Genomic DNA, 26,873 nt, shown 5'->3' with positions numbered 1-26,873 from the left:
TTCCCCACGTGCGCTCCGCGGGCCCGTCGGGTGTGGTCACGACGGGCCCGCGGAGCAGATCAGAACTCCCAGTCCTCGTCCTCGGTGGCCACGGCCTTGCCGATGACGTAGCTGGAGCCGGAGCCGGAGAAGAAGTCGTGGTTCTCGTCCGCGTTCGGCGACAGCGCGGACAGGATGGCGGGGTCGACCTTCGCCGTGTCCGCCGGGAACATGCCCTCGTAGCCGAGGTTCATGAGCGCCTTGTTCGCGTTGTAGTGCAGGAACGTCTTGACGTCCTCGGTGAGCCCGACGTTGTCGTACAGGTCGGCGGTGTACTTGCACTCGTTGTCGTACAGCTCGAACAGCAGGTCGAAGGTGTAGTCCTTGATCTCGTCCCGCTTGGCCTGGTCGACCCGCTCCAGCCCGCGCTGGAACTTGTAGCCGATGTAGTACCCGTGCACGGCCTCGTCGCGGATGATGAGCCGGATGAGGTCGGCGGTGTTCGTCAGCTGCGCCCGGGACGAGAAGTGCATCGGCAGGAAGAAGCCGGAGTAGAAGAGGAAGGACTCCAGCAGCGTGGAGGCCACCTTCCGCTTCAGCGGGTCGTCGCCGTGGTAGTACTCCAGCACGATCGACGCCTTGCGCTGCAGGGCCTCGTTCTCCTCCGACCAGGTGAAGGCCTCGTCGATCGCCTGGGTGGAGGCGAGGGTGGAGAAGATCGAGGAGTAGCTGCGGGCGTGCACCGACTCCATGAACGCGATGTTCGTGTAGACGGCCTCCTCGTGCGGGGTCAGCGCGTCCGGGATGAGGGAGACGGCGCCGACCGTGCCCTGGATCGTGTCCAGCAGGGTCAGACCCGTGAACACCCGCATCGTCAGGGTGCGCTCGGCGTCCGACAGCCGCGCCCACGACTGCACGTCGTTGGACAGCGGCACCTTCTCCGGCAACCAGAAGTTGCTGGTCAGACGGTTCCAGACCTCGAGGTCCTTCTCGTCCGGCACGCGGTTCCAGTTGATCGCGTTCACGCGATCGATGAGCTTGAGCTTCTCCACCATCTCGTCCTTCGTCCCTCGTGCCTGGTCCCGCGCCGCCGTCGTGCCGCTCGTCAGAGCATGCAGCTGACGCAACCCTCGACCTCGGTGCCCTCCAGCGCCATCTGGCGGATGCGCACGTAGTAGATCGTCTTGATCCCCTTGCGCCACGCGTAGATCTGCGCGCGGTTGACGTCGCGCGTGGTCGCCGTGTCCTTGAAGAACAGCGTCAGCGACAGGCCCTGGTCGACGTGCTGGGTGGCCGCCGCGTAGGTGTCGATGATCTTCTCGGGACCGATCTCGTAGGCGTCCTCGTAGTACTCCAGGTTGTCGTTCGTCATGAACGGCGCCGGGTAGTAGACGCGGCCGAGCTTGCCCTCCTTGCGGATCTCGATCTTGGAGGCGATCGGGTGGATCGAGGAGGTGGAGTTGTTGATGTAGCTGATGGAGCCCGTCGGCGGCACGGCCTGCAGGTTCTGGTTGAAGATGCCGTGCTCCATCACGGACGCCTTCAGCGCCCGCCAGTCGTCCTGCGTGGGGATGGCGATGCCGGCGTCCGCGAACAGGCGCGCGACGCGCTCGGTGGCCGGCGCCCACTCCTGCTCGGTGTACTTGTCGAAGAAGCTGCCGTCGGCGTAGGCGGAGCGCTCGAAGCCCTCGAACGTCGTGCCGGTCTCGACGGCGATCTCGTTCGAGGCGCGCAGCGCGTGGAAGAGCACCGAGTAGAAGTAGATGTTCGTGAAGTCGATGCCCTCGGCGCTGCCGTAGTGCACGTGCTCGCGGGCGAGGTAGCCGTGCAGGTTCATCTGGCCCAGGCCGATGGCGTGCGAGCGCGAGTTGCCGTGGGCGATGGACGGCACGGACCGGATGTCGCTGGCGACCGAGACGGCGGTCAGCGCGCGCACCGCGGTGCCGACCGTCGCGCCGAGGTCGCCGCCGTCCATGGCCAGGGCGATGTTCAGCGAGCCGAGGTTGCAGGAGATGTCCTTGCCGACGACCTCGTAGCCGAGGTCCTCGCCCAGCCTGCTGGGGGTGTTGACCTGCAGGATCTCCGAGCACAGGTTCGACATGTTGATGCGGCCGTCGATCGGGTTGGCCTTGTTCACCGTGTCCTCGAACACGACGTACGGGTAGCCCGACTCGAACTGCAGCTCGGCGAGGGTCTGGAAGAAGTCCCGCGCGTTGATCTGCGTCTTGCGGATCCGGTCGTCGGCGACCATCTCGCGGTACTTCTCGGAGATCGACAGGTCGCCGAACGGCACGCCGTACACGCGCTCGACGTCGTACGGGGAGAACAGGTGCATCGGCTCGTTGTTCTTGGCGAGCTCGAAGGTGATGTCGGGGACGACGACACCCAGGCTGAGGGTCTTGATGCGGATCTTCTCGTCCGCGTTCTCCCGCTTGGTGTCGAGGAACCGCATGATGTCCGGGTGGTGCGCCGAGAGGTACACCGCACCGGCGCCCTGGCGCGCGCCGAGCTGGTTGGCGTAGGAGAAGGAGTCCTCCAGCAGCTTCATCACGGGGATGACGCCGGAGGACTGGTTCTCGATGCGCTTGATGGGCGCGCCGTACTCGCGGATGTTGCTCAGCAGCAGGGCCACGCCGCCGCCGCGCTTGGACAGCTGCAGGGCGGAGTTGATGCCGCGGCCGATGGACTCCATGTCGTCCTCGATGCGCAGCAGGAAGCAGGAGACCAGCTCGCCGCGGGAGGCCTTGCCGGCGTTGAGGAAGGTGGGGGTGGCCGGCTGGAAGCGGCCGCTGATGACCTCGTCGGTGATGGCGGTGGCCAGCGCCTCGTCACCGGCGGCGAGGGTCAGGGCCGTCATCACGGCGCGGTCCTCGAAGCCCTCGAGGTAGTGCTTGCCGTCGAAGCTCTTCAGCGCGTAGCTGGTGAAGAACTTGAACGCGCCGAGGAAGGTCGCGAAGCGGAACTTCGCGGCGTGGGCGCGGTCGGTCAGCTCGCGCACGAAGGTGCGCGAGTAGCGGTCGAGGACCTCGGCCTCGTAGTACCCCTCGGCGACGAGGTGGTCCAGGCGGGCCTCGAAGCTGTCGAACTCCGGGGTGTTCGGGATGATGTGCTGGAGGAAGTACTGGCGCGCCGCCTCGCGGTCCGCGTCGAACTGGATGCGCCCCTGCTCGTCCCACAGGTTCAGCATCGCGTTGAGCGAGTGGAAGCCCGGCGAGGCGGGGACGGCCGGCTGCGGCACGGTCCCGGAGACCTCGGGGGCGTCGGAGGTGAGGGTCACAGCGTGTCCAATCCGTCGCGGACGCGACGCACGTCCTCGGGGGTGCCGAAGAGCTCGAAGCGGTACAGGTGGGGCACGCGGCACTTGGCGGCGACGATGTCGCCGGCCACGGCGTAGTGGGCCCCGAAGTTGGTGTTGCCGGCGCCGATGACCCCGCGCACGAGCGCGCGGTTGGCCGGGTCGTTCAGGAAGCGGATGACCTGCTTGGGCACCGCCCCCGCCCCGGAGCCCCCGCCGTAGGTGGGGACGACGAGGACGTAGGGCTCGGTGACGCTGAGGTGCTCGTCCCGCGCGCGCAACGGGATGCGCTGCGCCGGGACGTCCAGCTCGCCGACGAAGCGGTGCGTGTTGCCCGAGACGCTCGAGAAGTAGACGACGCCGAGCGGCACGGCGGCCGCCTCAGGCCGAGACGGCGGCGAAGCGCTCGGCCAGGGCCTCGATGCGGTCGGGGCGGAAGCCGGACCAGTGCTCGTCGCCGCTGACGACGACGGGCGCCTGGACGTGACCGAGGTCGCGCACCGTCTGCAGGGCCTGCGCGTCGCTGGTGACGTCCACGACCTCGTAGGGCAGGCCCTTGCGGTCGAGCGCGCGGTAGGTCGCCTTGCACTGCACGCAGGACGGCGTGCTGTAGACGGTGATGCTCATGGGGGTGGTCCTTCCCTCGGGTGCGAGCCCGGCGTGCTGGGGTGCTCCAAACACTACCCCTAGGGGGCGACATCGCAAGGCACCACAACATGGTGTGTCACATCCGTGTGATTTCCCCAGGCTGTGGACGCGGTGGACAAGCACCCCCCGCGAGCCCGTGACCTGCACCGTTGCTCCCCGGGGGGTGTGGGCGACCTGGGGATGAGCAGCAGAAAGTCACGAGATGGTTGCGCTCCGTCAGGTCGGCGTGTCGCCCACGACTCGCCGGGGCGCGCTCCGCCGACGGGCGCCCCGCCTCAGAACCGGCGGTTCGCGAGCACCGGCAGGACGCCGCGCACGCCTTCCACCTCGCCCGGGTCCACGTCCACCACCAGCCGGCCCGGTCCCGGGCCCAGCTGCGCCACGACCTGCCCCAGGGGCCCGGCCACCAGCGAGCGCCCCACCCCGGTCGGCGCGTCGGAGGGCTCCCCCGCCTCGGCCGGCCCGCCCGCCGGCGCGGGCTCGGCCTGCCCGCAGGCCGCCACGAAGCACGTCGAGTCCAGCGCGCGGGCGCGCGCCAGCAGCTCCCACTGCTCGGCCTTGCCCGGACCCGCCCCCCACGAGGCGGCCACGGCGACCACCGAGGCGCCCCGCTCCGCCAGGGCGGTGAACAGGCCGGGGAAGCGCACGTCGTAGCAGGTCCCCAGCCCCACGCCGACCCCGTCGACGTCGACGACGACCGGTTCGCGGCCGGGTTCGACCGCGTCGGACTCGGCGTACCCGAAGGCGTCGTAGACGTGGACCTTGTCGTAGTGCGCGCGCACGCCCCCGCCGCGCACCAGCAGGGTGTTGCGGACCCGCCCACCCTCCCCCGGGGTGAAGGCGCCCGCGACGACCGTCAGCCCCGCGGCGTCGGCCAGGCGTTCCAGCTCGGCGGCCCACGGCCCGTCGACGGGCTCGGCCACCGGTGCCAGCGGCACCCCGAAGCGGCACATGGTCGCCTCCGGCAGCACCAGCAGGCGCGCTCCGGCGCTGCGGGCGGCGGCGACCTCCGCGGCGACCAGCTCCAGGTTGGCGCGCGGGTCCGCGGTGCTGCTGATCTGGCCGAGCGCGATGCGCACGCCTCCTCCTCCCCCGGCGCGGTCGCTCGCCGCCCGGACGGGGCCGATCCTGCCCGCTCGGGCGGCGGCGGGCACACTCCTGCGGTGAGCGCGACGCACCTGCTGCTGGTCCTGGACCTGGTCGGGGTGCTCGCCTTCGCCCTCGACGGCGCGCTGACGGCCATGCGCCGCACCACGCTGGACCTGTTCGGGGTGGTGACGCTGGGCGTCATCACCGCGATCGGCGGCGGGATGCTGCGCGACGTGCTGCTGGGCGAGCTGCCGCCGGCGTCCCTGCGCACCTGGTACTACCTGGCGACCGCCACGGCCGGCGGCCTGGTCGCGTTCTGGGGGCACGCGCTGCTGACGCGGTTGTCGCGCCCGTTGCTGCTCTTCGACACGATGGGGTTGTCGCTGTTCGCGGTGACCGGCGCGCGCGTGGCCGTGGAGGCGGGGCTGGGGCCCGGGCAGGCGGTGCTGCTGGGCGGGCTGACCGCCGTGGGCGGCGGCACGATGCGCGACGTGCTGGTGCGGCAGGTGCCGACGATCCTCACCGGCGGCCTGTACGCGATCCCCGCCCTGCTGGGTGCCGCCGCCGCCGCGCTGGGCCCCGAGCTGGGCGGGCGCCCCCTGGTGTGGGCGCTGGCCGGGGCCGCGCTGTGCGCGTCCCTGCGCGTCGGGGGTGTGCTGCGCGGCTGGCAGGCGCCGCGCGCCACGCTGCGCACCCCCGACGAGCTGGACGAGTAGGTGCCGGTCAGGCCGGCGCGGAGACCCGCACCGGGGTGGTGGTGACGCGGTCGAACCCGACGGTGCGCAGCGGGCCGGTGAGCGTGAACGACCCCGTGCAGGGGGTGTCGGTGGAGGAGGAGCCGACCACCACCTCGACCTCGCCGGGTTCCACGACGCGCTCGCCGCGGCGGCCGGTGAAGCTGGTGCGGTCGGCGTGCACCTCGAACGTCACCCGCGCCGCCTCGCCGGCCTCCAGCCGCACCCGGGTGAAACCGGTCAGCTCGCGCACGGGGCGGGTCACCTGGGCGAGGAGGTCGTGCAGGTAGAGCTGCACGACCTCCTCGCCGGCGCGCTCGCCGGTGTTGCGCACCGTCACGGACACCTCGACGGAGCCGTCGGTGGGCACCTCGGTGCTGGACAGCTCCAGGTCCTCCACCGCGAACGAGGTGTACGACAGGCCGTGGCCGAAGCCGAACAGCGGCGTCGGGTCGAGGTTGCTGATGCCCTGGCTGTCCGCGCCCAGCGGCGGCTGCAGGTAGGTGCCGGGCTGACCGCCGTGGGTGACGGGCACCTGCACGGGCAGCTTGCCGCTGGGGTTCACCCGCCCGGACAGCACACCGGCGATCGCGCCGCCGCCCTCCTCGCCGGGCATGAACGACTGCACGAGCGCCGCGGCGCCGGTCAGCTCACCCAGGGCGTAGGGCCGGCCGGAGACGACGACGAGGACGACGGGGGTGCCGGTGGCGATCAGCTCGCGCACCAGGTCCTCCTGCACCCCGGGCAGGCGCAGGTCGTCGGCGTCGCAGCCCTCGCCGGAGGTGCCGGCGCCGAACATGCCGGCGCGGTCACCCACGACGGCGACGACGACGTCCGCTCCGCGGGCGGCCTCCACGGCGGCGGGGATGCCGGAGGCGTCCGGTTCGCGCACGTCGCAGCCGCGCTCGTGCACGACCTCCCACGCCGCGCCGGGCTCGGCGCGCAGCGCCTCGAGGACCGTGGGCACCTCCGTGCCCAGCCCGAGCTGCGGGTAGCGGGGCAGCACGTGGTTGGCGAAGGAGTAGCAGCCCATGAACGTGTTCGGGTCGTCCGCGCACGGGCCGACGACGGCGACGCGGCGCGCGGTGGCCGGCGCCAGCGGCAGGGTGCCGTCGTTGGCGAGCAGCACGACGCTGCGCTCGGCCAGCTCGCGGGCGATGGCGCGGTTGCCCGCGGAGTCCAGCTCGCGGCCCTCGCCGGCGGCGACGGAGCCCTCCGGCGTCCAGTCGGCGTCCAGCAGCCCCAGCTCGGCCTTCTGCGTCAGCAGGCGGCGCAGCGCCCGGTCCACGTACGACTCCTCCACGGCGCCGGAGCGCACGGCGCCCACGAGGCGGTCGCCGAAGCAGAGGGTGTCGGGCAGCTCCACGTCGATGCCGGCGCGCAGCGCCTGGACGCCCGCGTCGGTCTCGTCGGCGGCGGTGCGGTGCATCGAGGCCAGGAAGGCGATGGCCGAGTAGTCGGAGACGACGGTGCCGGCGAAGCCCCACCGCTCGCGCAGCAGCTCGGTGAACAGCCGCTCGTCGGAGGCGACGGGGACGCCGTCGACGTCGGTGTAGGAGTTCATGACCGAGCGCGCGCCGCCGTGGCGCAGCGCCGCCTCGAACGGGGGCAGGACCACGTCGGCGAACTCGCGCGGGCCCATCGAGACCGGGCCGTGGTTGCGGGCCGCGCGGGAGGCGGAGTACCCGGCGAAGTGCTTCAGGGTGGCGACGACGTCGGCGCTCTCCAGGCCGCGCACGTAGGCGGCCCCCAGCACGGAGGTCAGGTGCGGGTCCTCACCCATCGTCTCCTCCACCCGCCCCCAGCGGTAGTCGCGCACGACGTCGAGGACGGGAGAGAGGCCCTGGTGCACGCCGACGGCGCGCATGTCGGCGCCGATGGCCGCGGACATGCGCTCGACCAGCTCGGGGTCGAAGGTCGCGCCCCACGCCAGCGCCGCCGGGTAGACGGTGGCGCCGAAGGCGGTGAAACCCGTCAGGCACTCCTCGTGCACGATCGCCGGGATCCCCAGGCGGGTGCGCTCGACGATGGAGCGCTGCAGGCGCACGACCTCCGCGCGCCCCTCCTCGACGCTGACGGGGCGGGAGCCGAACACGCGGGTCAGGTGGCCCAGGCCGTGTCGGCTGGCCTCCTCGAACTCCACGGCGCCGGCGGAGAAGACGTCCTGCAACGGGGCGACGTTGCCGGTGCCGGTGACCTCCGCGGGGGCCACGGCCCCCTCGCCGCCGCCGTGGCTGTTGCCGACCCAGCGGCTGCCGAGCTGGGCGACCTTCTCCTCCAGCGTCATCTCGGCGATCAGCGCCTCGACGCGCTGCTCGATCGGCAGCGACGCGTCGTGCCAGGGACGGGGCTGCACGGCGTCCGGTGCGTCGGTCGGCTGGTCCAGCGTGGTCATGGTGCTCCTCGGTCGGGGGCCGCGCCGGGTGCGGGCGGCGGGTGGTGCGGCGGGGTGGTGCCGGCGGTGGGTTCAGTCTCCGTCGGGGCGGAGCACGCTCGCGAGCGCGGCGAGGGTGCGGGCGATGCCCTGCTGACCGCCGCCCTCGTGGCCGTTGTAGGGGTACACCTCGATCTGCTTCGGGCCGGCGTAGTGGTGGTGCGCGGCGAAGACCGTCGAGGGCGGGCAGGTGGAGTCCATCAGGCCGGTGGAGAACCAGGCGGGTGCGCTGGCCCGGGCGCCGAGGTTCACCGCGTCGACGTACGACAGGGTGCGGAAGACGTCGTCGACCTTCTCGCGGTTCCCGGCCAGGAACCGGCCCAGCTCCGCGTACGGGTGGGCGTCGGTGATCTCGCTGGCGCGCCGGTAGTGGCACAGGAAGGGCACGTCGGCCACGACGCCGCGCAGGTCGTCGGCCAGGCCCGCCACGGCGAGCGCGAGCCCGCCGCCCTGGCTGCCGCCGATGACGGCCACGCGGGCGGGGTCGACGAGGGGGTGGGTGCGCACCGCGTCCACGGCCCGCACCGCGTCGGTGATCAGGCGGCGCAGGTAGTGCTTCTCGGGCGACTCCACCCCCCGGGTGAGGAACCCGGGGGTGGCCGGTCCGGTGCCGCCCTCGTCGACGTCGGGGGTGACGGCGCGGTGGTTGCCGCCGCCGCCCTGGCCGCGGCTGTCCATCACGAGGTGCACGTAGCCGGCGGCGGAGGGCACGAGGTTGATCCACGGCTCGCCGCGGCCGCCGCCGTAGCCGATGTACTGCACGACGGCCGGGCCGGGCTCGGTGCGCCCGGTGGGCACGAGCAGCCAGCCGGCGATCGGCTGCCCGCCGTACCCGGGGAAGCGCACGTCGAAGACGTCCACGGTGCGCAGGCCCGCGTCCACCCGTTCGGCGCGCAGCTGCGCGGGGTGGCTGCGGGCGGCGGCGAGGGTCTTCTCCCAGAAGGCGTCGAGGTCGGCGGGTTCGTCCCGCTCGGGCGCGTACTCGCGCAGCCGCTCCAGCGGCCAGTCGACGAAGGCCACGGCTACTCCCCCTCCCCCTCGGTCGCGGCGGGGGTGCGCAGCACCACCACGTCGCGGGGGGCCAGGCGCAGGTCCTGGCCGGCGACGACGTCGCGCCCGTCCAGCAGGGAGCGGCCGGCGCGGTCGGAGGCCACGACGACCTCCTCCTCGCCGTGGTTGAGCAGGAACAGGTAGCGGGCGTCGGCGCGGACGCGCTCGGCGGCCTCCAGGCCGCGCACCCAGCCGTACGGGGAGCTCACCCCGGCCTCGGTCAGCGCCCGGTGCACCACCCACTCCACGCCGGCCGGCTCCAGGTGGGTGGCGACGTACCAGGCGGTCCCCTCCCCCGTGCTGTGGCGGGTGATCGCCGGGGTGCCGGCGTAGAAGTCGGCCGTGTACTCGGCGACGACCTCGGCGCCGCGCGGCTCGACGACGTCGAAGACGAGGTTGCCCGCCCACGGCCCGCTCGCGACCGGGGTGGGTGCGACGTCCCAGCCGTCCACGAGGCGCACCGGGTTGACGTCCTCGGCGGGCAGCGCGTCGGTCTCGGTGACACGGATCCCGAGGACGTCCGCGAGCGGCCCGGGGACGTCGGCGAGGAAGGCGTTGTCGTCCTCGTCGACGCGGCCGCTGAGCCAGGTCGTCAGGAACGTGCCGCCGCCGGCGACGAACCGCTCGACGCGCTGCGCCAGGTCGCCCTCGACGACGTGCAGCAGCGGGGCGACGACCAGGTCGTAGCGGTCCAGGTCGGTGTCCACCGGCACGACGTCCACTCCGACGTTCGCCGCGTGCAGCGCCGCGTAGTAGCCGCGCACGGTCTGCAGGTAGTTGACCAGGCGGGAGGGCCCGTCGGAGATCTCCACCGCCCACCAGGAGTCCCAGTCGAACAGCACGGCGACGCGCGCGGGGGTGCGGGCGCCGACGACCTCGTCGCGCAGGGCGGCCAGCTCGGCCCCCAGCGCGGAGACCTCGGAGAAGACGCGGGTGTCGTCGCGGCCGGAGTGGTCGATGACGGCGCCGTGGTACTTCTCGGACGCGCCGCGCGACTGGCGCATCTGGAAGAACAGCACCGCGTCGGCGCCGTGGGCGACGGCCTGCCAGCTCCACAGCCGCATGACGCCGGGGCGCTTGACGGGGTTGACGTCGCGGCAGGCGGTGGTGCTGGGCGTCTGCTCCATGAGCCAGAACGGCTCGCCGTCCTTCAGCCCGCGCATCAGGTCGTGCGCCAGGGCCATGCGGTCCTGCGACTTCTCGTCCGGCGGGTAGTTGTCCCAGGAGGCGAAGTCCAGGTGCGGGGCCCAGCGGTGGTAGTCCAGCGGCCGGTAGGCGCCCATGAAGTTCGTGGTCACCGGGATGCCGGGCGTGATCCGGTTCAGGACCTCCTTCTCCGACAGGTAGGAGGAGATCATGCTGTCGGTCGTGAAGCGCAGGTAGTCCAGGGTGATGCCCTGGAAGGCGGTGTGGTTCGGCCCGCGCCAGTGCTCGCTGAGGGCGTTGGGCGGCACCACGTCGTCCCAGGCGTACATGGTGTGCGACCAGAACGTCGTGTTCCAGGCGTCGTTGAGGCGCTCCAGGGTGCCGTAGCGGCGCTGCAGCCAGACGCGGAACGCCGCGGCGCAGTTCTCGCAGTAGCAGGCGCCGCCGTACTCGTTGCCGACGTGCCAGGCGACCACGTTGCCCAGGTGCGCGTAGCGCTCGGCGAGGCGCTCGACGTAGGCGGTGCCGAAGCGGCGGAAGGAGGGGCTGTTGGGGCAGGCGTTGTGGCGCTGGCCGTACACGTGCTTGCGGCCCTCGAAGTCCACCCGTGTGACGTCGGGGTACTTGCGGGCCAGCCACGCCGGGTGCGCACCGGTGCCGGTGGCCAGGACGACCTCCTTGCCGGCGTCCCGCAGGCGGTGCAGGACGTCGTCGAGCTCGGTGAAGTCGTAGGTGCTCTCGTCGCGCTGCAGCAGGCCCCAGGAGAACACCCCCACGGTGAGGGTCTCGATCGAGGCCTTGTCGAAGAGGCGCAGGTCCTCCTCGCGCACCTCGACGGGCCACTGCTCCGGGTTGTAGTCGCCGCCGTAGCGGACCTTGGGCTCGCTCACCGTTCTCCCTCGTACGTGTTCTCGTCGTCCTCGTCGTGGTGCGTGAACTCCTCCGCCACCAGCCGCACCGCGCCGCGCGTCACCATCGCCAGCAGCAGCACCCACAGGCTCGCCGCGGCCAGCGCCAGCCACAGCGAGGTGAGCGCCAGCGCCCCGGCGAGCACCAGCGACCCGACCACGCCCAGCGCCGTGCCCGGCCTACGGCCCAGGACGTGCACCGCCAGGCGGGCGGCGTCGCGGGTGCGGAACCGGAAGCCGGTGGCGACGACCAGCGCGGTGACCGTCACCACGGCGAGCACCGCGGCGGTCGCCGCCAGCACCCCGCGCACCACCTGACCGGCGGGTGCGGCACCGGCCGCACCCGCCGACACGGCGAGCACGACGAGCACCGCGACCGCCGGCGCCCACAGGCGCAGCGCGTCGGTGGCGTTCAGCCGCCAGCCCCGCCAGAACGTGCGGGCCGGGGAGGCGTCGTCACCGGCGAGCTGGCGGTCGGCGCTGTGCAGCGCCGCCGCCAGCGCCGGGCCCAGCGGCAGCGCCGCCGCGCCGAACAGCGGCGCGTTCGACGGGTCCGGGACGAGCACCGCGGTGAGCGCGATGCCGGGTGCGCAGACCGCGAGGAAGCACGCCTCGACGACCAGGGCCCGGTACACGCCGTCGCAGGCCCGCCACAGCAGCCCGTCGTGCAGGGCCGACCGCTGGGTGGTGCTCACCTCGTCGTCACGCCTTCGACTCGGTGTACGCCTTGTTGGCCATCTCGACGTAGCGGGTCGATCCGCGCTGCTCGAGCTCACCCACGTAGGCGTCCCAGTCGGCCAGGCTGCGCTGGCCGGTGATGAACTGCAGGGTCGACTGGTCCACGAAGTCCTGCAGCGGCTTGGCCAGCAGGGTGACCTGCTCCTGCTCCACCTGGCTGTAGGGGTGCGCCGGCAGCGGTTCGACGGGCGTCTTGGCGGTCATGGCCTCCTGGAAGGCCAGCTCCTCCTCGCTCATCATGGAGTGCAGCAGCTCGGTGGAGCCGCCGTAGGAGAAGTTGCCCTGCGAGAAGCCGTAGTCGATGCGCAGGTCCTCGGTGCCGGACGGGTTCAGGCCGGTGTAGTTGATGTTCGGCATGAGGGAGCGCTTGCCGGAGGCGTCCTTGGTGTAGGTGGTGCCCTCCACGCCCCACTTGGCGAACTCGCGGCCCTCGTCGCTGTAGAAGAACCAGTCGATGAACTGCATGAGCGCCTGGAAGTCGTCGCGCTCGGCGGCCTTCGCGGAGATCATGATGCCGTTCTCCAGGCGGGAGCCGCCGACGAGGTCGCCGGCCGGCCCGGAGGGAACGGTGATCTTGGAGATGGCGTAGTTGCCGGCGCCGATCGACTGGTCCATCTGCGTCCGGTACACCGACGGGTCCTGCGAGTTGCCGGAGATGACGAACGACTGGCCGCTGGTGAACTTCGCCTGGGCCGCGTCGTCGGTCTGGGTGAAGCTCTCCGGGTCCATGAGCCCCTGGGACACCAGGCCGGCGAAGTACTCCACCATCGACTTGTACTCGTCGGTGGCGGCGGCGAAGACGAACTCGTCGTTCTCCTCGTCGAACTGCAGCCCCTCGCCGTAGCCCCAGCCGCCCACGGTGCCGAAGGCCACCGCGCCGTAGTTCAGGACGCTCTTGCCCTCGTAGCGGTCGGAGAACGGGATGGCGCCGCCGTTGGCCTGCTTGACCGCGGCCAGCGCGCTCTGGACCTCGTCCCAGCTGGTGGGCAGCGGCACACCGGCCTTCTCGAAGACGTCGGTGCGCACGATGAGGGTGTAGTCCGGCCACAGCGCCTCGTGCAGGCCGGGCAGGACGTAGTACTTGCCGTCCTTCTGCTTCAGGGTGTCCAGCTCGCCCTGCAGGTCCCACTTCTCGACCTGGTCGCGGAAGTGCGGCATGAGGTCGGTGTAGTCGCTGACCGGCAGCACCACCCCGGAGGCCACGAACGGCGTCTCCTGACCGGGGTAGGTCTTGGGGATGATGATCGGCGAGTCGCCGGCGCTGACGACGAGGCTGCGCTTCTGCTCGTAGTCGCTGGCCGGGACGATGGTGAAGTCCATGCCGACGCCGGTGTTCTCCTTCAGCGCCGACCAGAACAGCCAGTCCTGCTTGAAGGGGTAGGTGGGCTGGTCGGAGAAGAGGCTGGTGTACGTCAGCGGTGCCGTCGCCTTGAAGGCGGTGCCGGCGTCGAAGTCCTGCATCGCGCCGGTGGTCTTGTCGCTGACGTCGGCGCCGTCCTCACCGCCGCCGCAGGCGGCCAGGGCGCCGCCGGTCAGGGCGACGAGGCCGGCGAGGGTGGTGCGGCGGGTCAGCGTGCGGGCCGACGGGGAGGTCGAGGTGCTGTTCACGGGGTGCGCTCCAGGGATCGTCGTCGATCGGGGGATCACTGCTTGCGGGGGTGTCACTGCTCGCAGTGGTGTCACTGCTTGACCGAGCCGAGCATGACGCCCGACACGAAGTACTTCTGGATGAAGGGGTAGATGCAGACGATGGGCAGCACGATGAGCACCATCGTCACGGACTGGATGTTGGCCGAGATCATGCCGATGTCGGACGCCTCGGCGCCGGAGGACGCTGTGCTGGACACCCCGGCGATCATGTTCCGCAGGTAGATGGTGACCGGGAACATGTCCTTCTCGTCCAGGTACAGGAACGCCTGGAACCAGGAGTTCCAGTGGCTGACCGCGTAGAACAGCAGCATCGTCGCCATCACGGCCTTGCTCAGCGGCAGGACGATGCGCAGCAGGATGCCGTAGGTGTTCAGCCCGTCGATGGAGGCGGCCTCCTCCAGCTCCTCGGGCATGGCCTCGAAGAACGTCTTCATCACCAGCACGTTGAAGACGCTGATCGCGCTGGGCAGCACGACGGCCCAGATGGTGTTGCGCATCCCCAGGCTCGTGATGAGGACGTAGTTGGGGATGATGCCGCCGTTGAAGAACATGGTGAAGACGGCGAAGAGGATGAGGGCCTTGCGGCCCTTCAGGTGCCGCTTGCTGGTGGCGTAGGCGAAGCAGGTCGTCAGGAACAGCGAGATCGCGGTGGCGACGACGGTGTAGACGACGGTGTTGCGGTACCCGACCCAGAAGTCGCGGTCGCTCATGACGACCCGGTAGGTGTCCACGTTGAAGCCCCGCGGCACCAGGTTCACCTTGCCGGCGGCGATGTTCGTCGAGTCGCTGAAGGACTGCGCCAGCACGTTGACGAACGGGTACAGCGTGACGGCCACCACGAGGGACAGCACCACGACGGCGAAGGCCTTGAAGCGGCGCTGGCCGGGGGTGTCGGCCACGACGGAGACGGTGGGCTTGCCGCTGCGGGCGCCCGCGCGGCCCTTGCGCGGCGCCGGCGCCTGGACCGCGCTCACCACAGGCTCGATCCCGCGACGCGGCGGGAGACCGCGTTCGCCGACAGGACGAGGACCAGGCCGATGAGGGACTCGAACAGGCCGATGGCGGTCGCGTAGCTGAAGCTGTTCGACTGCAGCCCGACCCGGTACAGGTAGGTGGAGATGACGTCTCCCGTCTCGTAGGTGAGCGGGTTCTGCAGGAGCAGGACCTTCTCGAAGCCGACGGCGAGGAAGCTGCCGATGTTGAGGATGAGCAGCGTGACCACGGTGGGGGCGATGCCCGGCAGCGTCACGTGCCAGGTCTGCTGCCAGCGGTTGGCGCCGTCGATGCGGGCCGCCTCGTACAGCGAGTCGTCGATGGTGGTCAGCGCCGCGAGGTAGAGGATCGCACCCCACCCCATCGTCTGCCAGACGTCGCTGGTGACGTAGATCGTCCGGAACCAGTCGGGGTTCTGGATGAAGTTGACCGGGTCGGCACCGAAGAAGCCGACGACCTGGTTGACCGTGCCGCGCAGCGAGACCAGCTGCATGACCATGGCGGCCACGATGACGATCGACATGAAGTGCGGCAGGTAGGACGCGGTCTGCACGAACCGCTTGAACCGCCGGGCCTTCAGCTCGTTGAGCAGCAGCGCGAAGATGATCGGTGCGGGGAAGCCCACGAGCAGGGTCAGGGCACCCAGGACGAGCGTGTTCTTGAAGACCGCCCAGAAGGTCGGGTCCTGGATGAACATCTGCACGTAGTCGAGGCCGACCCACTCCTCGCCGAAGACGCTTCCACCGGGGGTGAAGCGCCGGAAGGCGATGACGTTGCCGGCCATCGGCAGGTACTTGAACACCAGGAACCACAGCAGCGGCAGGACCAGCAGCGAGTACAGCCGCCAGTCCTTGCGCAGCGCACCGCGCCACGTCGTCCGTGGCGCGCGCACGGCGGCCGCGTCGGCCAGCGGTGCGCGCGAGCGCAACCGCTTGGCCGGCGGGGTGCTCACAGCCATCTCGTCCTCCTCGTCGAGTGCTTCGGGTGCGTCGGGCCGGGTGCGTCAGTGGATGCGCCGGCCGGTGGCGTCGGGGACGCCGGACTTGCGGAAGAAGTAGGTGTTGACCTGGTCGCGCCACTCGCGGGCGCTGCGCAGCTGCTCGCCGAAGCGCTCGGTGACGTTCCGCGAGACCGTGCCCGGCACGTGGGCGGCGATGCGCTGCCACGTGGCGGCGAACCCCTCGACGGCCTCGACGCCGGCGAAGTGCGTGTCGTACACGTGCTGGACCACGGTGGTCCCGCTGCGCAGCACGTGCCCGTAGGGCACGTGGTGGAAGAACAGCAGCAGCTCGTCGGGGCAGGTGGTGACGTCCTCGTAGACGCGCGCCCACCCCGCCGGGTACTGCGCCGCGTACCCCGTGCCGGTCGCGGCGGTGCGGTCCACGCCGATGCCGTCGCGGTCGGCGAAGTGGTACGTCCCCCAGGGGGTGTACTCGTAGCCGTCGATGTCGGGGCCGTAGTGGTGGCCGGGCCGGACCATCCAGCCGACGCCGAGCGGGGCGGTGTACGACTCGTACACCGACCACGAGCGGGCCATCAGCTCCACCAGCTCACCGGCGAGGCCGCTGGGCAGCTCGAACGTCTGCTCCACCCACTCGTCCAGGACGTCGCGCGGGTCCAGCTCGGGGTTCCAGGCGAGGCGGCCGAAGGCGTACAGGTTGGCCTGCGCGAGCGCGTGGCCGGTCCAGTTGGTGTCGGTGCCGACGTTGGCGACGCCGACGATCCCGGTGGGGCTCCCCCCCTGCCGGCGGCTGCGCGTCGCGACGTCCGCGACCCGCAGGGGCTCCCCGCCGCCGTGGGCGTTCAGGTCGAAGCGCAGCACCTCGCTCCACTGGGTGCCGAGGTGGCACAGGTGCTTCTGCTGCCCCGTGTACTCCTGGGTGATCTGGAACTCCACGGCGACGCCCGTGCGCGGCAGCGCACCGAGCAGCGGGGAGACCGGCTCGCGCACCTGGAAGTCCATCGGGCCGTTCTTGACCTGCAGGACCGCGTTGGGGGCGAACTCGCCGTCCAGCCCGGCGAAGTGGTCGTGCGCGGCGCGCGCCCGGTCGGTGGAGCGGTCCCGCCAGTCCTGGTGGCAGTCGTAGACGAAGCAGCGCCAGAGCACGAGCGCCTCGAAGGGTGCCAGCGCGGCGGCGAGCACGTTGGCGCCGTCGGCGTGGGTCCGCCCGTAGGTGTGCGGGCCGGGCCGGTTCTCGGAGTCGGCCTTGACGACGTACCCGCCGAAGCCGGGCAGGGTGGTGGCGACCCGCTTCGTGGTCTCGGCCCACCACGCGGCGACGCGCTCGTCGAGGGGGTCGGCGGTGTCCAGGCCGCCCAGGGAGATCGGCGCGGAGAAGTCGACGCTGAGCAGGGTGCGCACGCCGTGGGCGTCGAGGACGGCCGCGAGGCGGGCGACGTCACCGAGGTGCTCGTCGAGCAGGTGGGCCTCGGTGGCGTGGACGTTGACGTTGTTCAGGCACACGGCGTTGACGCCGATCGAGGAGATCAGGCGGGCGTAGTCGCGCACCCGGGCGAGGTCGGCGGCGCCGGTGCGCACGCGGCCGTCGGCGAAGAAGATCGAGTCGCCGGCGTAGCCGCGCTCGACGACACCCATGGGCCCGTCGGTCATGTTGTCCCAGTGGTCCAGCACGCGCAGGTCCACGCGGGGTTCCTCGACGTGGGTGACGTCGGTGTCCGGCCAGCCCCCGGCGAACCGGCGGGTCAGCCAGCCCAGCCCGTGCCGCAGCCCGGCGGGGCGGGCGGCGGTCAGCAGGACCTCGCCGTCGCGGGCGAGGACGGCGAAACCTTCGCCGGCGGGGACGTCGGCGCTCTCCAGCGCACCGGCGAGCGCCGGGCCGAGCGCCTGCTCGCTCAGTTCGGGGAGGGCGCCGACGAGGAGGCGCCGGCTGCCGTCAGCGGCCCCGGGTGCGCCGGCGTGCGCGGCGAGGACCTGCAGGTCCTCGCGCAGCGTCGCGGTGACGGGGTCGTCGCCGAGCACGGTGGTGCGGGCGGTGGCGAGCCGGGCCGCCCCGCGGGCCGGTAGCCAGCAGGTCTCGCTGCTCGCGAACCAGGAGGGGTCCTGGCCTTCGCGCTGTCCGTAGGGCACCATTGCCTCCAGTCGAAACTTTCGGCTCAGTGCCGATACCTTCGAGACTAGAGATCGCCACCCGCAGCGTCAACGCCGTCAGCGCTGCCCGCACGCGTGGACGCGCCACCTCCCGGTCGGGAGCGCGCGAGGGGTGTGCGGCGTGCCGACGACCGAGGAGGAGACGACGTGGCCCCGCCCCGCGTGACCATGGCCCAGCTCGCAGCCGAGGCGGGGGTCTCCGTGCCCACCGTCTCCAAGGTGATCAACGGTCGCGACGACGTCGCCGACACCACCCGCGCGCGCGTCGAGCGGGTCATCTCCGAGCACGGCTACCGCCAGCGCCGCCGCAGCGGGCCAGCGCCCGGCCCGCGGCTGATCGACCTCGTCTTCAACGAGCTGGGCAACCCGTGGGCCGTGGAGGTCATCCGCGGCGTGGAGCGCACCGCGCGGCCCGCCGGCGTGGAGGTCGTGCTCTCCGAGTGCCTGGGCGCGCACCGCCCCCGCCAGGAGTGGCTCGCCAGCGTCCTCGCCCGCCGCCCCGCCGGCGTCATCATGGTGTTCTCCGACCTGGAGGACGGCCAGCGCACCCAGCTGGTGGCGCGCGGCATCCCGCACGTCATCGTCGACCCCATCGGCGAGGTCGACCCCGGGGTGGCCTCCGTCGGCTCGGCGAACTACCACGGCGGTCTGCTGGCCACCCGGCACCTGCTGGGGCTCGGCCACCGCGACGTCGCCGTCATCACCGGCCCGCTGGACACCTTCTGCAGCCGCGCCCGCCTCGGCGGCTACCGCGACGCCCTGCTGGAGGCCGGGCTGCCCTACCGGGAGGAGCTCGTGCGCACCGGCGACTTCTCCGTCGAGGGCGGCCTGCGGATCGCCTGCGAGCTGCTCGCCGGCCCCGACCGGCCGACCGCGGTGTTCGCCTGCAACGACCTCATGGCCTTCGGGGTCCTGCGGGCCGCGCGCGACCTCGGTGTTGCCGTGCCCGGCGAGCTGTCCGTCGTCGGCTACGACGACCTGCCCGCCGCGGAGTGGGTCGGGCCCGAGCTGACCACCGTGCACCAGCCGCTGCACGAGATGGCCGAGGCCGCCACGCGGCTGCTGCTGGCGCTCGCCGACGGGGCGGAGCCCGCCGCACCGCGCATGGACCTCGCCGTGGACCTGCGGGTGCGCGCCAGCACCGCTCCCCCGCCGCCGCGCTGACGGCGGCGGGGCGGGTCAGCGCTCGATCCTGCGGTCGCTGGAGCGACGCACCACCAGCTCCGGTTCGAACACGAGCTGCCGGGCGGGCCGGCCCTCCACCTGCGCCAGCAGCAGCTCCACCCCGGTGCGGCCCAGCACCTCGCGCGGCTGGCGCACCGAGGTGAGCGGCACGGCGGCCGTGGCGGCGAACCCGATGTCGTCGTAGCCGACGATCGCCAGGTCGTGCGGCACCCGCACCCCGCGCCGCACGCACTCGTTGAGCACCCCCAGGGCCAGCAGGTCGTTGGCGCAGAACACCGCCGTGGGCGGCGCTTCACCGGCGAACAGGGCCGCGGCGGCCTGGGAGCCGGCGCGCACCGTCAGGCCGCTGGCGGCCACGGCCTCCACGGAACCGGCCGCACCGACCCCCTGCCGCAGCCCGGCGAGGCGGTCGTCGACCTGCCGCAGCCCGGCGGGCACGCCGATGAAGCCGACGCGCCGGTGCCCGCGCTCCAGGAGGTGCTCCCCCGCCAGCCGGCCGCCGAGGACGTCGTCGACGGCGACCGAGGAGTTCTCCGCCGTCGGCGCACCGCGGTCCACCAGCACCACCGGCGTGCCGTGCGAGCGCACCGAGTCCAGGGCGGCGCTCGGGGCGTCCCGCACCGGGCTGAGGAGCACGCCGAGGACCCGCTGCTGCTGCAACCGGAGCAGGTGCCGGGCCTCGCGCTGCGGGTCGTTGGCGCTGTTGCACAACACCACGAGGGCGCCGTGGCGCTCGGCGACCTCCTCCGCCCCGGCGACGAGGTCGGTGAAGAAGGGGTTGGCGACGTCCAGGACGACCACGGCGATGGTCCGGCTCACCCCTGCGCGCAGCTGCCGCGCGGACTCGTTGCGCACGAAGCCGAGCTCGGCGATCGCCTGCTCCACCCTGGCGCGCAGCGCGTCGGAGACGACCTCGGGGCGGTTGAGGACGTTGCTCACCGTGCCCAGCGACACCCCGGCCCGCTGCGCCACCTCCTTGACGGTCGCCACGACGGACAAGGGTGCCAGGCCGGGAGCCCCGTCCGGTGCCAGGCCGGCGCCGGACGGGACCGAGGTGGACGTCAACGACCGCTCCGCCGGTGGGTCAGGACGCGGTGCCGACGCGGTGGGTCCCCGCCGGCAGCTCGCGCTCGGCCAGGCCGGGCAGCCGCAGCACGGCGGTGGTGCCCTCCGGGACGGTGACGTCGGCCTCCAGTCCGCCGTCGCCCTGCCGCCAGTGCACCGCGAGCTCACCGTGCGGGGTCTGCAGGCTCGCCCGCGCCCAGGTGATCCCGCCACCGGGCTGCGGGGCGACGAGCGAGCGGGCGTAGCCGGGTTCCAGCGGGGACAGGCCCGCCACGGTGCGGTGGATCCAGTCGGCCACCGCGCCCAGGGCGTAGTGGTTGAAGGACGTCATCTCGCCGGGGTTGATCGTCCCGTCCGGGAGCATGGAGTCCCACCGCTCCCAGATCGTGGTGGCGCCCATCGTCACCGGGTACAGCCAGGACGGGCAGCCCTGCTCCAGCAGCAACCGGTAGGCCGCGTCCAGGTGGCCGGTGCTGCTCAGCGCCCCGGTGACGTACGGGGTGCCGGCGAAACCGGTGGAGACGCGGTAGCCGGCCTTCTCCGCCAGCTCGGCCAGCCGCTGCCCGGCCCAGGCGCGCTGATCCCCGTCCAGCAACCCGAACTCGATCGCCAGGGCGTACACCGTGGCGCAGTCGCTGCGCACCCGGCCCTGCGCGTCGACGTAGTGCTCGCCGAACGCGGCGCGCAGCCGCTCCGCCAGGGCGTCGAAGCGCTCGGCGTCCTGCGCCTGGCCGAGCAGGCGGGCGGCGTCGGCGGTGGTGCGGGCGCTGCGGTACGCGCACGCGGTGGCCACCACGCCCTTGTCCGCCTTGGCGTCGGCGGGCGCCTCCGGCGGCGCGTCCGGGTCCAGCCAGTCGCCGAACTGGAAACCGGTGTCCCACAGCCCGGTGGGCGAGAGCAGGCCCGCGACCCGGTCGACGTGCGCGGTCATCGCCGGGTAGTGCTCGGCCAGCAGCTCGTCGTCGCCGTACGCCTGGTGCAGCGCCCACGGCACCCACACCGCCACGTCCGACCAGACCGCGGTGCTGTCCGGGTCGGGGAACTCCGGCGGGTGCTCCATGAACTTCAGCACGTCCGGGACGACGAACGGCACCAGGCCGTCCTGCGCGCGCTGCTCCGCGGCCAGGTCCCGCATCCAGTCGCGCAGGAAGTCCTCGACGTCGAACAGGTACGCGGCTGTCGGGGCGAACGCCGCCAGGTCGCCCGTCCAGCCCAGGCGCTCGTCGCGCTGCGGGCAGTCGGTGGGCACGTCGAGGAAGTTGCCCTTGGTGCCCCACACCACGTTGCGGTGCAGCTGGTTGACCAGCTCGTCCGAGCACTCGAACTGCCCGGTGCGGCGCAGTTCGGAGTGCACCACGACCGCCTCGAGGTCCTCGGGCCGCAGTTCGCCGGGCCAGCCGTCCACCTCGGCGTAGCGGAAGCCGTGGAAGGTGAACGTCGGCTCGAAGGTGTCCTCACCGCCGGAGAGGGTGAACCGGTCGGTGGCCTTCGCGCTGCGCAGCGGGCGCACCCCCAGCTCCTCCTTCTCCAGCACCTCCGCGTGCCGGATCGTGATGGTGCTGCCCGCCTCGCCGCGCACGGTGAAGCGCAGCCACCCCACGAGGTTCTGCCCGAAGTCCACCAGGGTCTTGCCCGACGGGGAGGTCCACACCCGCTGCGCGGGCAGCACCTCCTGCCGGCGCACCGGCGGGCCGACGTGCTCGGTGAGCACCGCGGTGTCGAACTCGAGGGCGCGCACCCCGCCCCACCCCTGCGGCGAGCCCTCGACGGTGGCCCACGCCGGGTCCAGCAGGCGCGCGTCGACGCTCTGCCCGTCGTACAGGTCGTTCGCGGTGACCGCCGAGGCGTGCGACTGCCACGAGGTGTCGGTGACGACCAGTTGGGTGTACCCGTCGGCGAAGGTCACCTCCAGCTGGGCGAAACCGCCGAGGTCGTCGCCGTAGAAGGCGCCCCGGCCGCTCCAGCCGAGCCGACCGCGCGACCAGCCGTTGCCCAGCGCCAGGCCGAGGACGTGCTCACCACCGGCCGCCAGGGCGTCGGTGACGTCGTGGGTGCGGTAGCGCAGGCGCCACTCGTAGCTGCTCCAGCCCGGGCTGAGCACGTCGTCGCTCACGGGTGCACCGTCGAGGTGGGCCTCGACGACGCCGCGGGCGGTGACGTGCAGCACGGCCCGGCGGACCTCGCCGTGGCCGTCGTCGAGGGTGAAGCGGCGCCGCAGCAGCGGGGCCCCGTCGTGGTCGGCGTCGGCGGCGATCATCGTCGCGTGCCAGGTGGGCATCGTTCCTCCGTGCGGGGTGGGTTCGGTCGGGCGGTTCGGGGCGGCGCGCTTCAGGCGGGCGGGTGCGCCGGTTCGGCAGCGGTGACGACCTCGAAGCGGTGCCTGCCGGCACCGGCCTCGCTGACGGGCCTGCCGGGCAGGTCGATCTCGGCACGCACCCCGAGCGGGACGTCCACGTCGACGACGAGCCGGTCGCCGGTGCGGCGCCAGCCGACGGCCGCGGTCCCGTACGGGGTCTCGTGGCGCGCCGCGGCGGACGTCAGGTCCGCACCGGGGCGCGGGCGCACCAGCAGTCGCCGGTACCCGGGTGCGGCCGGAGCGAGGCCGGCGACGGTGCGGTGCACCCAGTCCGCGATGGAGCCGAGGGCGTAGTGGTTGAAGGAGGTCATCTGCCCGGGGTTGACGGTGCCGTCGGGCAGCATCGAGTCCCATCGCTCCCACGTCGTGGTGGCCCCCATGGCCACCTGGTAGAGCCAGGACGGGCAGCCGGTCTCGGTCAGCAGCGCGTGGGCCGTGGTGTCGTGGCCGGTCAGGGTGAGCGCGTCGGTGACCAGGTTCACCCCCGCGAACCCGGTGGCGATCCGGTTGCCGTCCTCGGCGACCAGTTCGGCCAGGCGCTCCCCCGCGGCGGCGCGCTCGGCCTCGGGCAGCAGGTCGAAGACGATCGCGAGGGCGTACGCGGTCTGCGCGTCGCTGCTCAGCCTCCCCCCGGGGCGCAGGTGCTCGGCGGCGAACGCCTCGCGCACCTCGTCGGCGAGGGTTCCGTAGCGCGCGGCGTCCTCGTGCTCGCCCAGGACGGCCGCGATCCGGGACAGGGTGCGGGCCGAGTGCGCGAAGTAGGCGGTGGCGACGAGGTACCGGTCGGTGCGGGCGTCGGCGGGGTCGTCCGGCGGGGCGGCCGGGTCCAGCCAGTCGCCCAGCTGCAACCCGGTGCTCCACGACCGGCCCGGACCGGCCAGGCGCTCGACCAGGTCCACCCACGCGCGGGCGCTGTCGTACTGCGTGCGCAGGACACCGACGTCCCCGTAGCGCTGGTGCAGGACCCACGGTGTCAGCACCGCGACGTCGCCCCAGACCGCACCGGGGCGCGGTGGCGTCCACCGCGGCCCCCCGGGGATGTCGGGCACGTACCAGGGAACCGTGCCGTCGGGCAGCTGCTCGGCGGCCACGTCGCGCAACCAGGAGGCGAGGAAGCCGCTGACGTCGTAGAGGAAGGCGGCGGTGGGGGCGAAGACCTGGATGTCGCCGGTCCAGCCGAGGCGTTCGTCGCGCTGGGGGCAGTCGGTGGGGACGTCGACGAAGTTCGAGCGCATGCTCCACACGACGTTCTCGTGCAGGCGGTTCAGCCGCTCGTCCGAGCAGGAGAACCAGCCGGTGCGCGCCGTGTCGGAGTGGTGCACGCGCGCCACGACGTCACCCTCGTGCAGGCGCCCGGGCCAGCCGGTGACCTCCGCGTAGCGGAAGCCGTGCATCGTGAAGCGCGGTTCCCACACCTCCGGCTCCCCGGAGTCCTCGCTACCGGCCAGGACGTAGGTGTCGGTCGCCGCCGCGGTGCGCAGCGGGCGCGTGTACAGCTCCCCGTCCTGCAGCACCTCGGCGTGGCGCAGCCGCACCCGGTCCCCGGCACGCCCGCGCACCCGCAGGCGCAGGCGGCCGGTGAGGTTCTGCCCGAAGTCCAGGACCGTGGCGCCCGACGGGCTGGTGAGCACCGCCACGGGGAGCACCTCCTGCGTGCAGCGCACCGGGGGACCCTCGGCGGCCACCAGGGTGGCCGGGTCCCGCGCGTAGCGGCGGACCCCGGCCCACGAGGTGTCGTCGAATCCGGCGGTGGAGAACCCGGGGACGGCCAGCCGGGCGTCGTGGCTCTCGCCCTCGTACAGGCCGCTGGCCAGGATCGGGCCGTGCGCTGCCCGCCAGGCGTGCCCGTCCCGCCCCTCGCCGGGCCCGGTGGCGACCACGACACGCCCCCCGTCGGCCAGGTCGACCTCCAGCTGCGCGATGAGCGCGGTGCGTTCGCCGTACAGGTTCCGGTTGCCCCCGCGGACGCCGAAGCGGCCGCGGTACCAGCCGTCGGCCAGCCACGCACCCAGGGCGTTGGAACCCTCGTGCAGCAGGTGCGTCACGTCGTGCGTGCGGTACCGCAGCCGGTGGGTGTAGCTGGTCCACCCGGGGGCGAGGACCTCGTCGCCGGCGCGCTCGCCGTTGACCTCGACCTCGTGCAGGCCGTGCGCGGTGACGTGCAGGCGGGCCCGGGCCACCGGGCCGGGCAGGGTGAACTCCCGGCGCAGCAGCGCGGGGCGGTGGTCGGCGTCGGGGTCCTCGTCCCAGTCCGGCCCGACGGGCACGGCCGTCCAGTCCGCGGGGTCGAGGAGCCCGGTCTCCACGACCAGCGGGAGGCTGAACGGCGTGGGTTCCGGGTCCTCGGTCCCCCAGAGGCGGACCTCCACCCGCACCCGCTCCCGGGAGCGCAGCGGCGGCGCCGGCCACGGGACGAGCACGCTGTCGCCGGAGTCGACGCGGCCGCTGGACCACGAGGGCTCCTCCCCCGCCCCGGGCACCGGCGGCTGGGGGGTCACGCGCACCTCGTAGGCGCTCTGCTCCCAGGCGGGAGGGACCTGCCCGGTCGCCCGGGCCGTCCAGGACAACCGCGGCCGGGAGGTGCCCAGCCCGAGGAGCGGCACGCCGTGCTCGGCGCGCAGGTCGGTGACGACGACGTCGGTGCGGTGGGGCATCGGGTTCCGTTCGCTGGGAGCGGGGCGGTGGGGGCGGTGGTCAGCCCTTGACGGCGCCGGAGGTCATGCCGGCGACGATCTGACGGTTGAAGAACAGGTACAGCAGCAGCATCGGGATCGTGATCAGCAGGATGTCCATGAACAACAGGTTGTAGCTGGACAGGTTCTGGCTCTGGAAGTTGAACAACGTCAGCTGCACCGTCGCCCCCGCGTCCCCCGGCAGGAAGTACAACGGGGTCTGGAAGTCGTTGAACACCGCCACCGACTGCACCAGCACCACCGTCACCAGCACCGGACGCAGCAGCGGCAGGATCACCCGGAAGAACAACCGCACCGGCCCCGCACCGTCCAGCACCGCCGCCTCGTCCAGCTCACGCGGGATCGTGGAGATGAACGCCCGGAACAACAGCACCGTGAAGGAGATCCCGAAGGCCACCTCCACCAGGATCAGCCCCGGCATCGTGGCGAACAACCCCAGCCGCTGCAGCACCCAGATCGTCGGCACCACCGCCGGCGGCATGATCAACCCAGCCAGCACCAGGAAGTTGATCAACCCGTTGAAGCGGGTGACGCGCCGCTGCAGCACGAACGCGACCATCGAGCCGAACACCACCATCAACGTCACACTGGCCACCGTCAGCACGATGGAGTTGATGAACGCGATGACGAGGATGTAGTCGCGCGTCTGCACGACCTCCACCAGGTTCTGCCACCCCTGGAACCGGCGCGGCAGCGCGAAGCGGAACTCACCGGCCTGCTGCGCGTCCATCACCGCCGTCAGCACGATGAACACGAACGGCACGATGAACACCACGACGCTGAGCACGATCGCCAAGGCCCCGACCCCGTAGCGGTACAGCGCCGCGCGCGGGCCACCGACGCGCCCACCACCCGGCGCCGGGCCCTGCGGGTCCACCCCACCCCTGCGCCGGGACCAGGACCGGGAGCGGGAGCGGGGGTTCAACGGCCCGGCGGGACTGATCGTGGAGCTCACAGCTCGACCTCCTTGCGGGCCAGGAACCGCGTCAGCGGCAGCACCAGAGCGGTCACCGCGAGGAACAGGATCACGTTGCCGGCGGTGGACAGGCCGTAGAAGCCGGCCTGGTACTGCTTGTAGATCACCGAGGCGATCACGTCGGAGGTGAAACCGGGCCCCCCGCGCGTCATCGCCCAGATCAGGTCGAACGAGCGCAGGCCCCCGATCAGCGACAGGGTGATCACCGTGGAGGTCGCCGGCCACGACAACGGGAAGATGACGTTGCGGAACAGCGTCCACGACCCGGCCCCGTCGACCTTGGCCGCCTCGTAGTACTCCTTCGGGATCGAGACGATCCCGGCCATGTAGATCAAGGTGGCCAGCCCCACGCCCTTCCACACGTCCACCAGCGCCACCGACAGCAGCGCCAGCTGCGGATCGACCAGCCAGCCGGGCCCGTCGATGCCGAACACCCCCAGCGCGGAGTTGATCGCCCCGCGCGAGGGGTGCATCAGCACCTGGAAGGTGATGCCCACCCCGACGGAGGAGACCAGCACGGGGAAGAAGACCACCGCGCGCAGGTAGCCGCGCCCCACGATCTGGCTGGTCAGCAGCATGCCCAGCCCCAGCCCGAGCACGACCTTGGCGCCGGAGGTGACCACCGCGTAGACGAAGGTGTTGGTGAAGCCCTTCACCAGGGCCGGTTCCTGGAAGAACTGCACGAAGTTCGCCAGACCGATGAACTCGCTGTCGAAGATCGTCCAGCGGGTCAGCGCGAAGTAGAACGACGCGAACGTCGGCACCAGGAACAGCACGCCGTAGACCACGGCGGCGGGCAGGTAGAACCACCCCGGGTAGGGGCTG

20 protein-coding genes are annotated in these 26,873 nt (G+C 72.4%); 2 read left to right on the top strand and 18 right to left on the bottom strand.

The window, feature by feature from the left end; translation table 11 throughout:
* Positions 1–59 precede the first annotated feature (59 nt).
* The 5 genes from nrdF to MN205_RS01965 form a co-directional block, all read right to left on the bottom strand.
* Positions 60–1,034, bottom strand: coding sequence for a class 1b ribonucleoside-diphosphate reductase subunit beta (gene nrdF, locus MN205_RS01985; RefSeq protein ID WP_242123818.1), 975 nt, complete (start codon positions 1,032–1,034; stop codon positions 60–62).
* Positions 1,035–1,084: 50 nt separating this feature from the next.
* Positions 1,085–3,217 carry a class 1b ribonucleoside-diphosphate reductase subunit alpha gene (nrdE, locus tag MN205_RS01980; RefSeq protein ID WP_308220222.1) on the bottom strand — a complete coding sequence of 711 codons (2,133 nt, stop codon included), beginning with the start codon at positions 3,215–3,217 and terminating at the stop codon, positions 1,085–1,087.
* Positions 3,218–3,252: 35 nt separating this feature from the next.
* Positions 3,253–3,645, bottom strand: a complete 393-nt coding sequence (nrdI, locus tag MN205_RS01975; RefSeq protein ID WP_242123814.1) for a class Ib ribonucleoside-diphosphate reductase assembly flavoprotein NrdI — start codon at positions 3,643–3,645, stop codon at positions 3,253–3,255.
* 10 nt (positions 3,646–3,655) lie between these two features.
* Complete coding sequence (gene nrdH / locus MN205_RS01970; RefSeq protein WP_242123812.1) at positions 3,656–3,901, bottom strand: glutaredoxin-like protein NrdH; 246 nt, start codon at positions 3,899–3,901, stop codon at positions 3,656–3,658.
* A 296-nt stretch (positions 3,902–4,197) separates the two neighbouring features.
* Complete coding sequence (locus MN205_RS01965; RefSeq protein WP_242123811.1) at positions 4,198–5,001, bottom strand: carbon-nitrogen hydrolase family protein; 804 nt, start codon at positions 4,999–5,001, stop codon at positions 4,198–4,200.
* A gap of 84 nt (positions 5,002–5,085) precedes the next feature.
* On the opposite strand from MN205_RS01965, the gene MN205_RS01960 reads away from it, so the two are divergent.
* The gene (locus tag MN205_RS01960; RefSeq protein WP_242123809.1) at positions 5,086–5,727 is read left to right on the top strand and encodes a trimeric intracellular cation channel family protein; all 642 of its coding nucleotides are present in this window, start codon (positions 5,086–5,088) and stop codon (positions 5,725–5,727) included.
* 7 nt (positions 5,728–5,734) lie between these two features.
* Here MN205_RS01960 and MN205_RS01955 read toward each other — a convergent pair whose 3' ends face one another.
* From MN205_RS01955 to MN205_RS01920, 8 genes are all read right to left on the bottom strand, one after another.
* Positions 5,735–8,140: a glycoside hydrolase family 3 N-terminal domain-containing protein gene (locus tag MN205_RS01955; RefSeq protein WP_242123807.1), complete on the bottom strand. Its 2,406-nt coding sequence runs from the start codon at positions 8,138–8,140 to the stop codon at positions 5,735–5,737.
* Positions 8,141–8,212: 72 nt separating this feature from the next.
* Positions 8,213–9,199 (bottom strand): acetylxylan esterase, encoded by a 987-nt coding sequence (locus tag MN205_RS01950; protein WP_242123805.1) that lies wholly within the window; start codon positions 9,197–9,199, stop codon positions 8,213–8,215.
* Positions 9,200–9,201: 2 nt separating this feature from the next.
* Entirely contained in the window at positions 9,202–11,265 is a 2,064-nt protein-coding gene (locus MN205_RS01945; RefSeq protein WP_242123803.1) for a beta-galactosidase, read from the bottom strand.
* Positions 11,262–11,978 carry a DUF624 domain-containing protein gene (locus MN205_RS01940; RefSeq protein WP_242123801.1) on the bottom strand — a complete coding sequence of 239 codons (717 nt, stop codon included), beginning with the start codon at positions 11,976–11,978 and terminating at the stop codon, positions 11,262–11,264. The genes MN205_RS01945 and MN205_RS01940 overlap by 4 nt, the downstream gene beginning before the upstream one ends.
* A gap of 7 nt (positions 11,979–11,985) precedes the next feature.
* Positions 11,986–13,629: an extracellular solute-binding protein gene (locus MN205_RS01935; protein ID WP_242123798.1), complete on the bottom strand. Its 1,644-nt coding sequence runs from the start codon at positions 13,627–13,629 to the stop codon at positions 11,986–11,988.
* Between the two features lie 71 nt (positions 13,630–13,700).
* Positions 13,701–14,570: a carbohydrate ABC transporter permease gene (locus MN205_RS01930; protein WP_242730004.1), complete on the bottom strand. Its 870-nt coding sequence runs from the start codon at positions 14,568–14,570 to the stop codon at positions 13,701–13,703.
* A 71-nt stretch (positions 14,571–14,641) separates the two neighbouring features.
* A complete protein-coding gene (locus MN205_RS01925) occupies positions 14,642–15,622 on the bottom strand; it encodes a sugar ABC transporter permease (protein ID WP_242123794.1) in 981 nt (326 codons plus the stop codon).
* Between the two features lie 45 nt (positions 15,623–15,667).
* Positions 15,668–17,755, bottom strand: coding sequence for an alpha-glucuronidase (locus MN205_RS01920; protein WP_242729998.1), 2,088 nt, complete (start codon positions 17,753–17,755; stop codon positions 15,668–15,670).
* A 165-nt stretch (positions 17,756–17,920) separates the two neighbouring features.
* On the opposite strand from MN205_RS01920, the gene MN205_RS01915 reads away from it, so the two are divergent.
* Complete coding sequence (locus tag MN205_RS01915) at positions 17,921–18,937, top strand: LacI family DNA-binding transcriptional regulator (RefSeq protein WP_242123790.1); 1,017 nt, start codon at positions 17,921–17,923, stop codon at positions 18,935–18,937.
* A gap of 15 nt (positions 18,938–18,952) precedes the next feature.
* Here the strand turns inward: MN205_RS01915 and MN205_RS01910 are convergent, their stop codons facing one another.
* The 5 genes from MN205_RS01910 to MN205_RS01890 form a co-directional block, all read right to left on the bottom strand.
* Positions 18,953–19,948: a LacI family DNA-binding transcriptional regulator gene (locus MN205_RS01910; protein ID WP_242123788.1), complete on the bottom strand. Its 996-nt coding sequence runs from the start codon at positions 19,946–19,948 to the stop codon at positions 18,953–18,955.
* A 94-nt stretch (positions 19,949–20,042) separates the two neighbouring features.
* The gene (locus tag MN205_RS01905; RefSeq protein ID WP_242123786.1) at positions 20,043–22,301 is read right to left on the bottom strand and encodes a family 78 glycoside hydrolase catalytic domain; all 2,259 of its coding nucleotides are present in this window, start codon (positions 22,299–22,301) and stop codon (positions 20,043–20,045) included.
* A gap of 50 nt (positions 22,302–22,351) precedes the next feature.
* Positions 22,352–25,033 (bottom strand): glycoside hydrolase family 78 protein, encoded by a 2,682-nt coding sequence (locus MN205_RS01900; protein ID WP_242123784.1) that lies wholly within the window; start codon positions 25,031–25,033, stop codon positions 22,352–22,354.
* Positions 25,034–25,073: 40 nt separating this feature from the next.
* A complete protein-coding gene (locus MN205_RS01895; RefSeq protein ID WP_374115808.1) occupies positions 25,074–25,892 on the bottom strand; it encodes a carbohydrate ABC transporter permease in 819 nt (272 codons plus the stop codon).
* A 131-nt stretch (positions 25,893–26,023) separates the two neighbouring features.
* The coding region (locus MN205_RS01890; protein WP_242123780.1) for a carbohydrate ABC transporter permease at positions 26,024–26,873 on the bottom strand (850 nt) is incomplete at its 5' end.

It is taken from the genome of Kineococcus sp. TRM81007 (genome assembly GCF_022669155.1).
Taxonomy (GTDB): domain Bacteria; phylum Actinomycetota; class Actinomycetes; order Actinomycetales; family Kineococcaceae; genus Kineococcus.
This window is presented reverse-complemented; position numbering and strand designations above follow the sequence as displayed.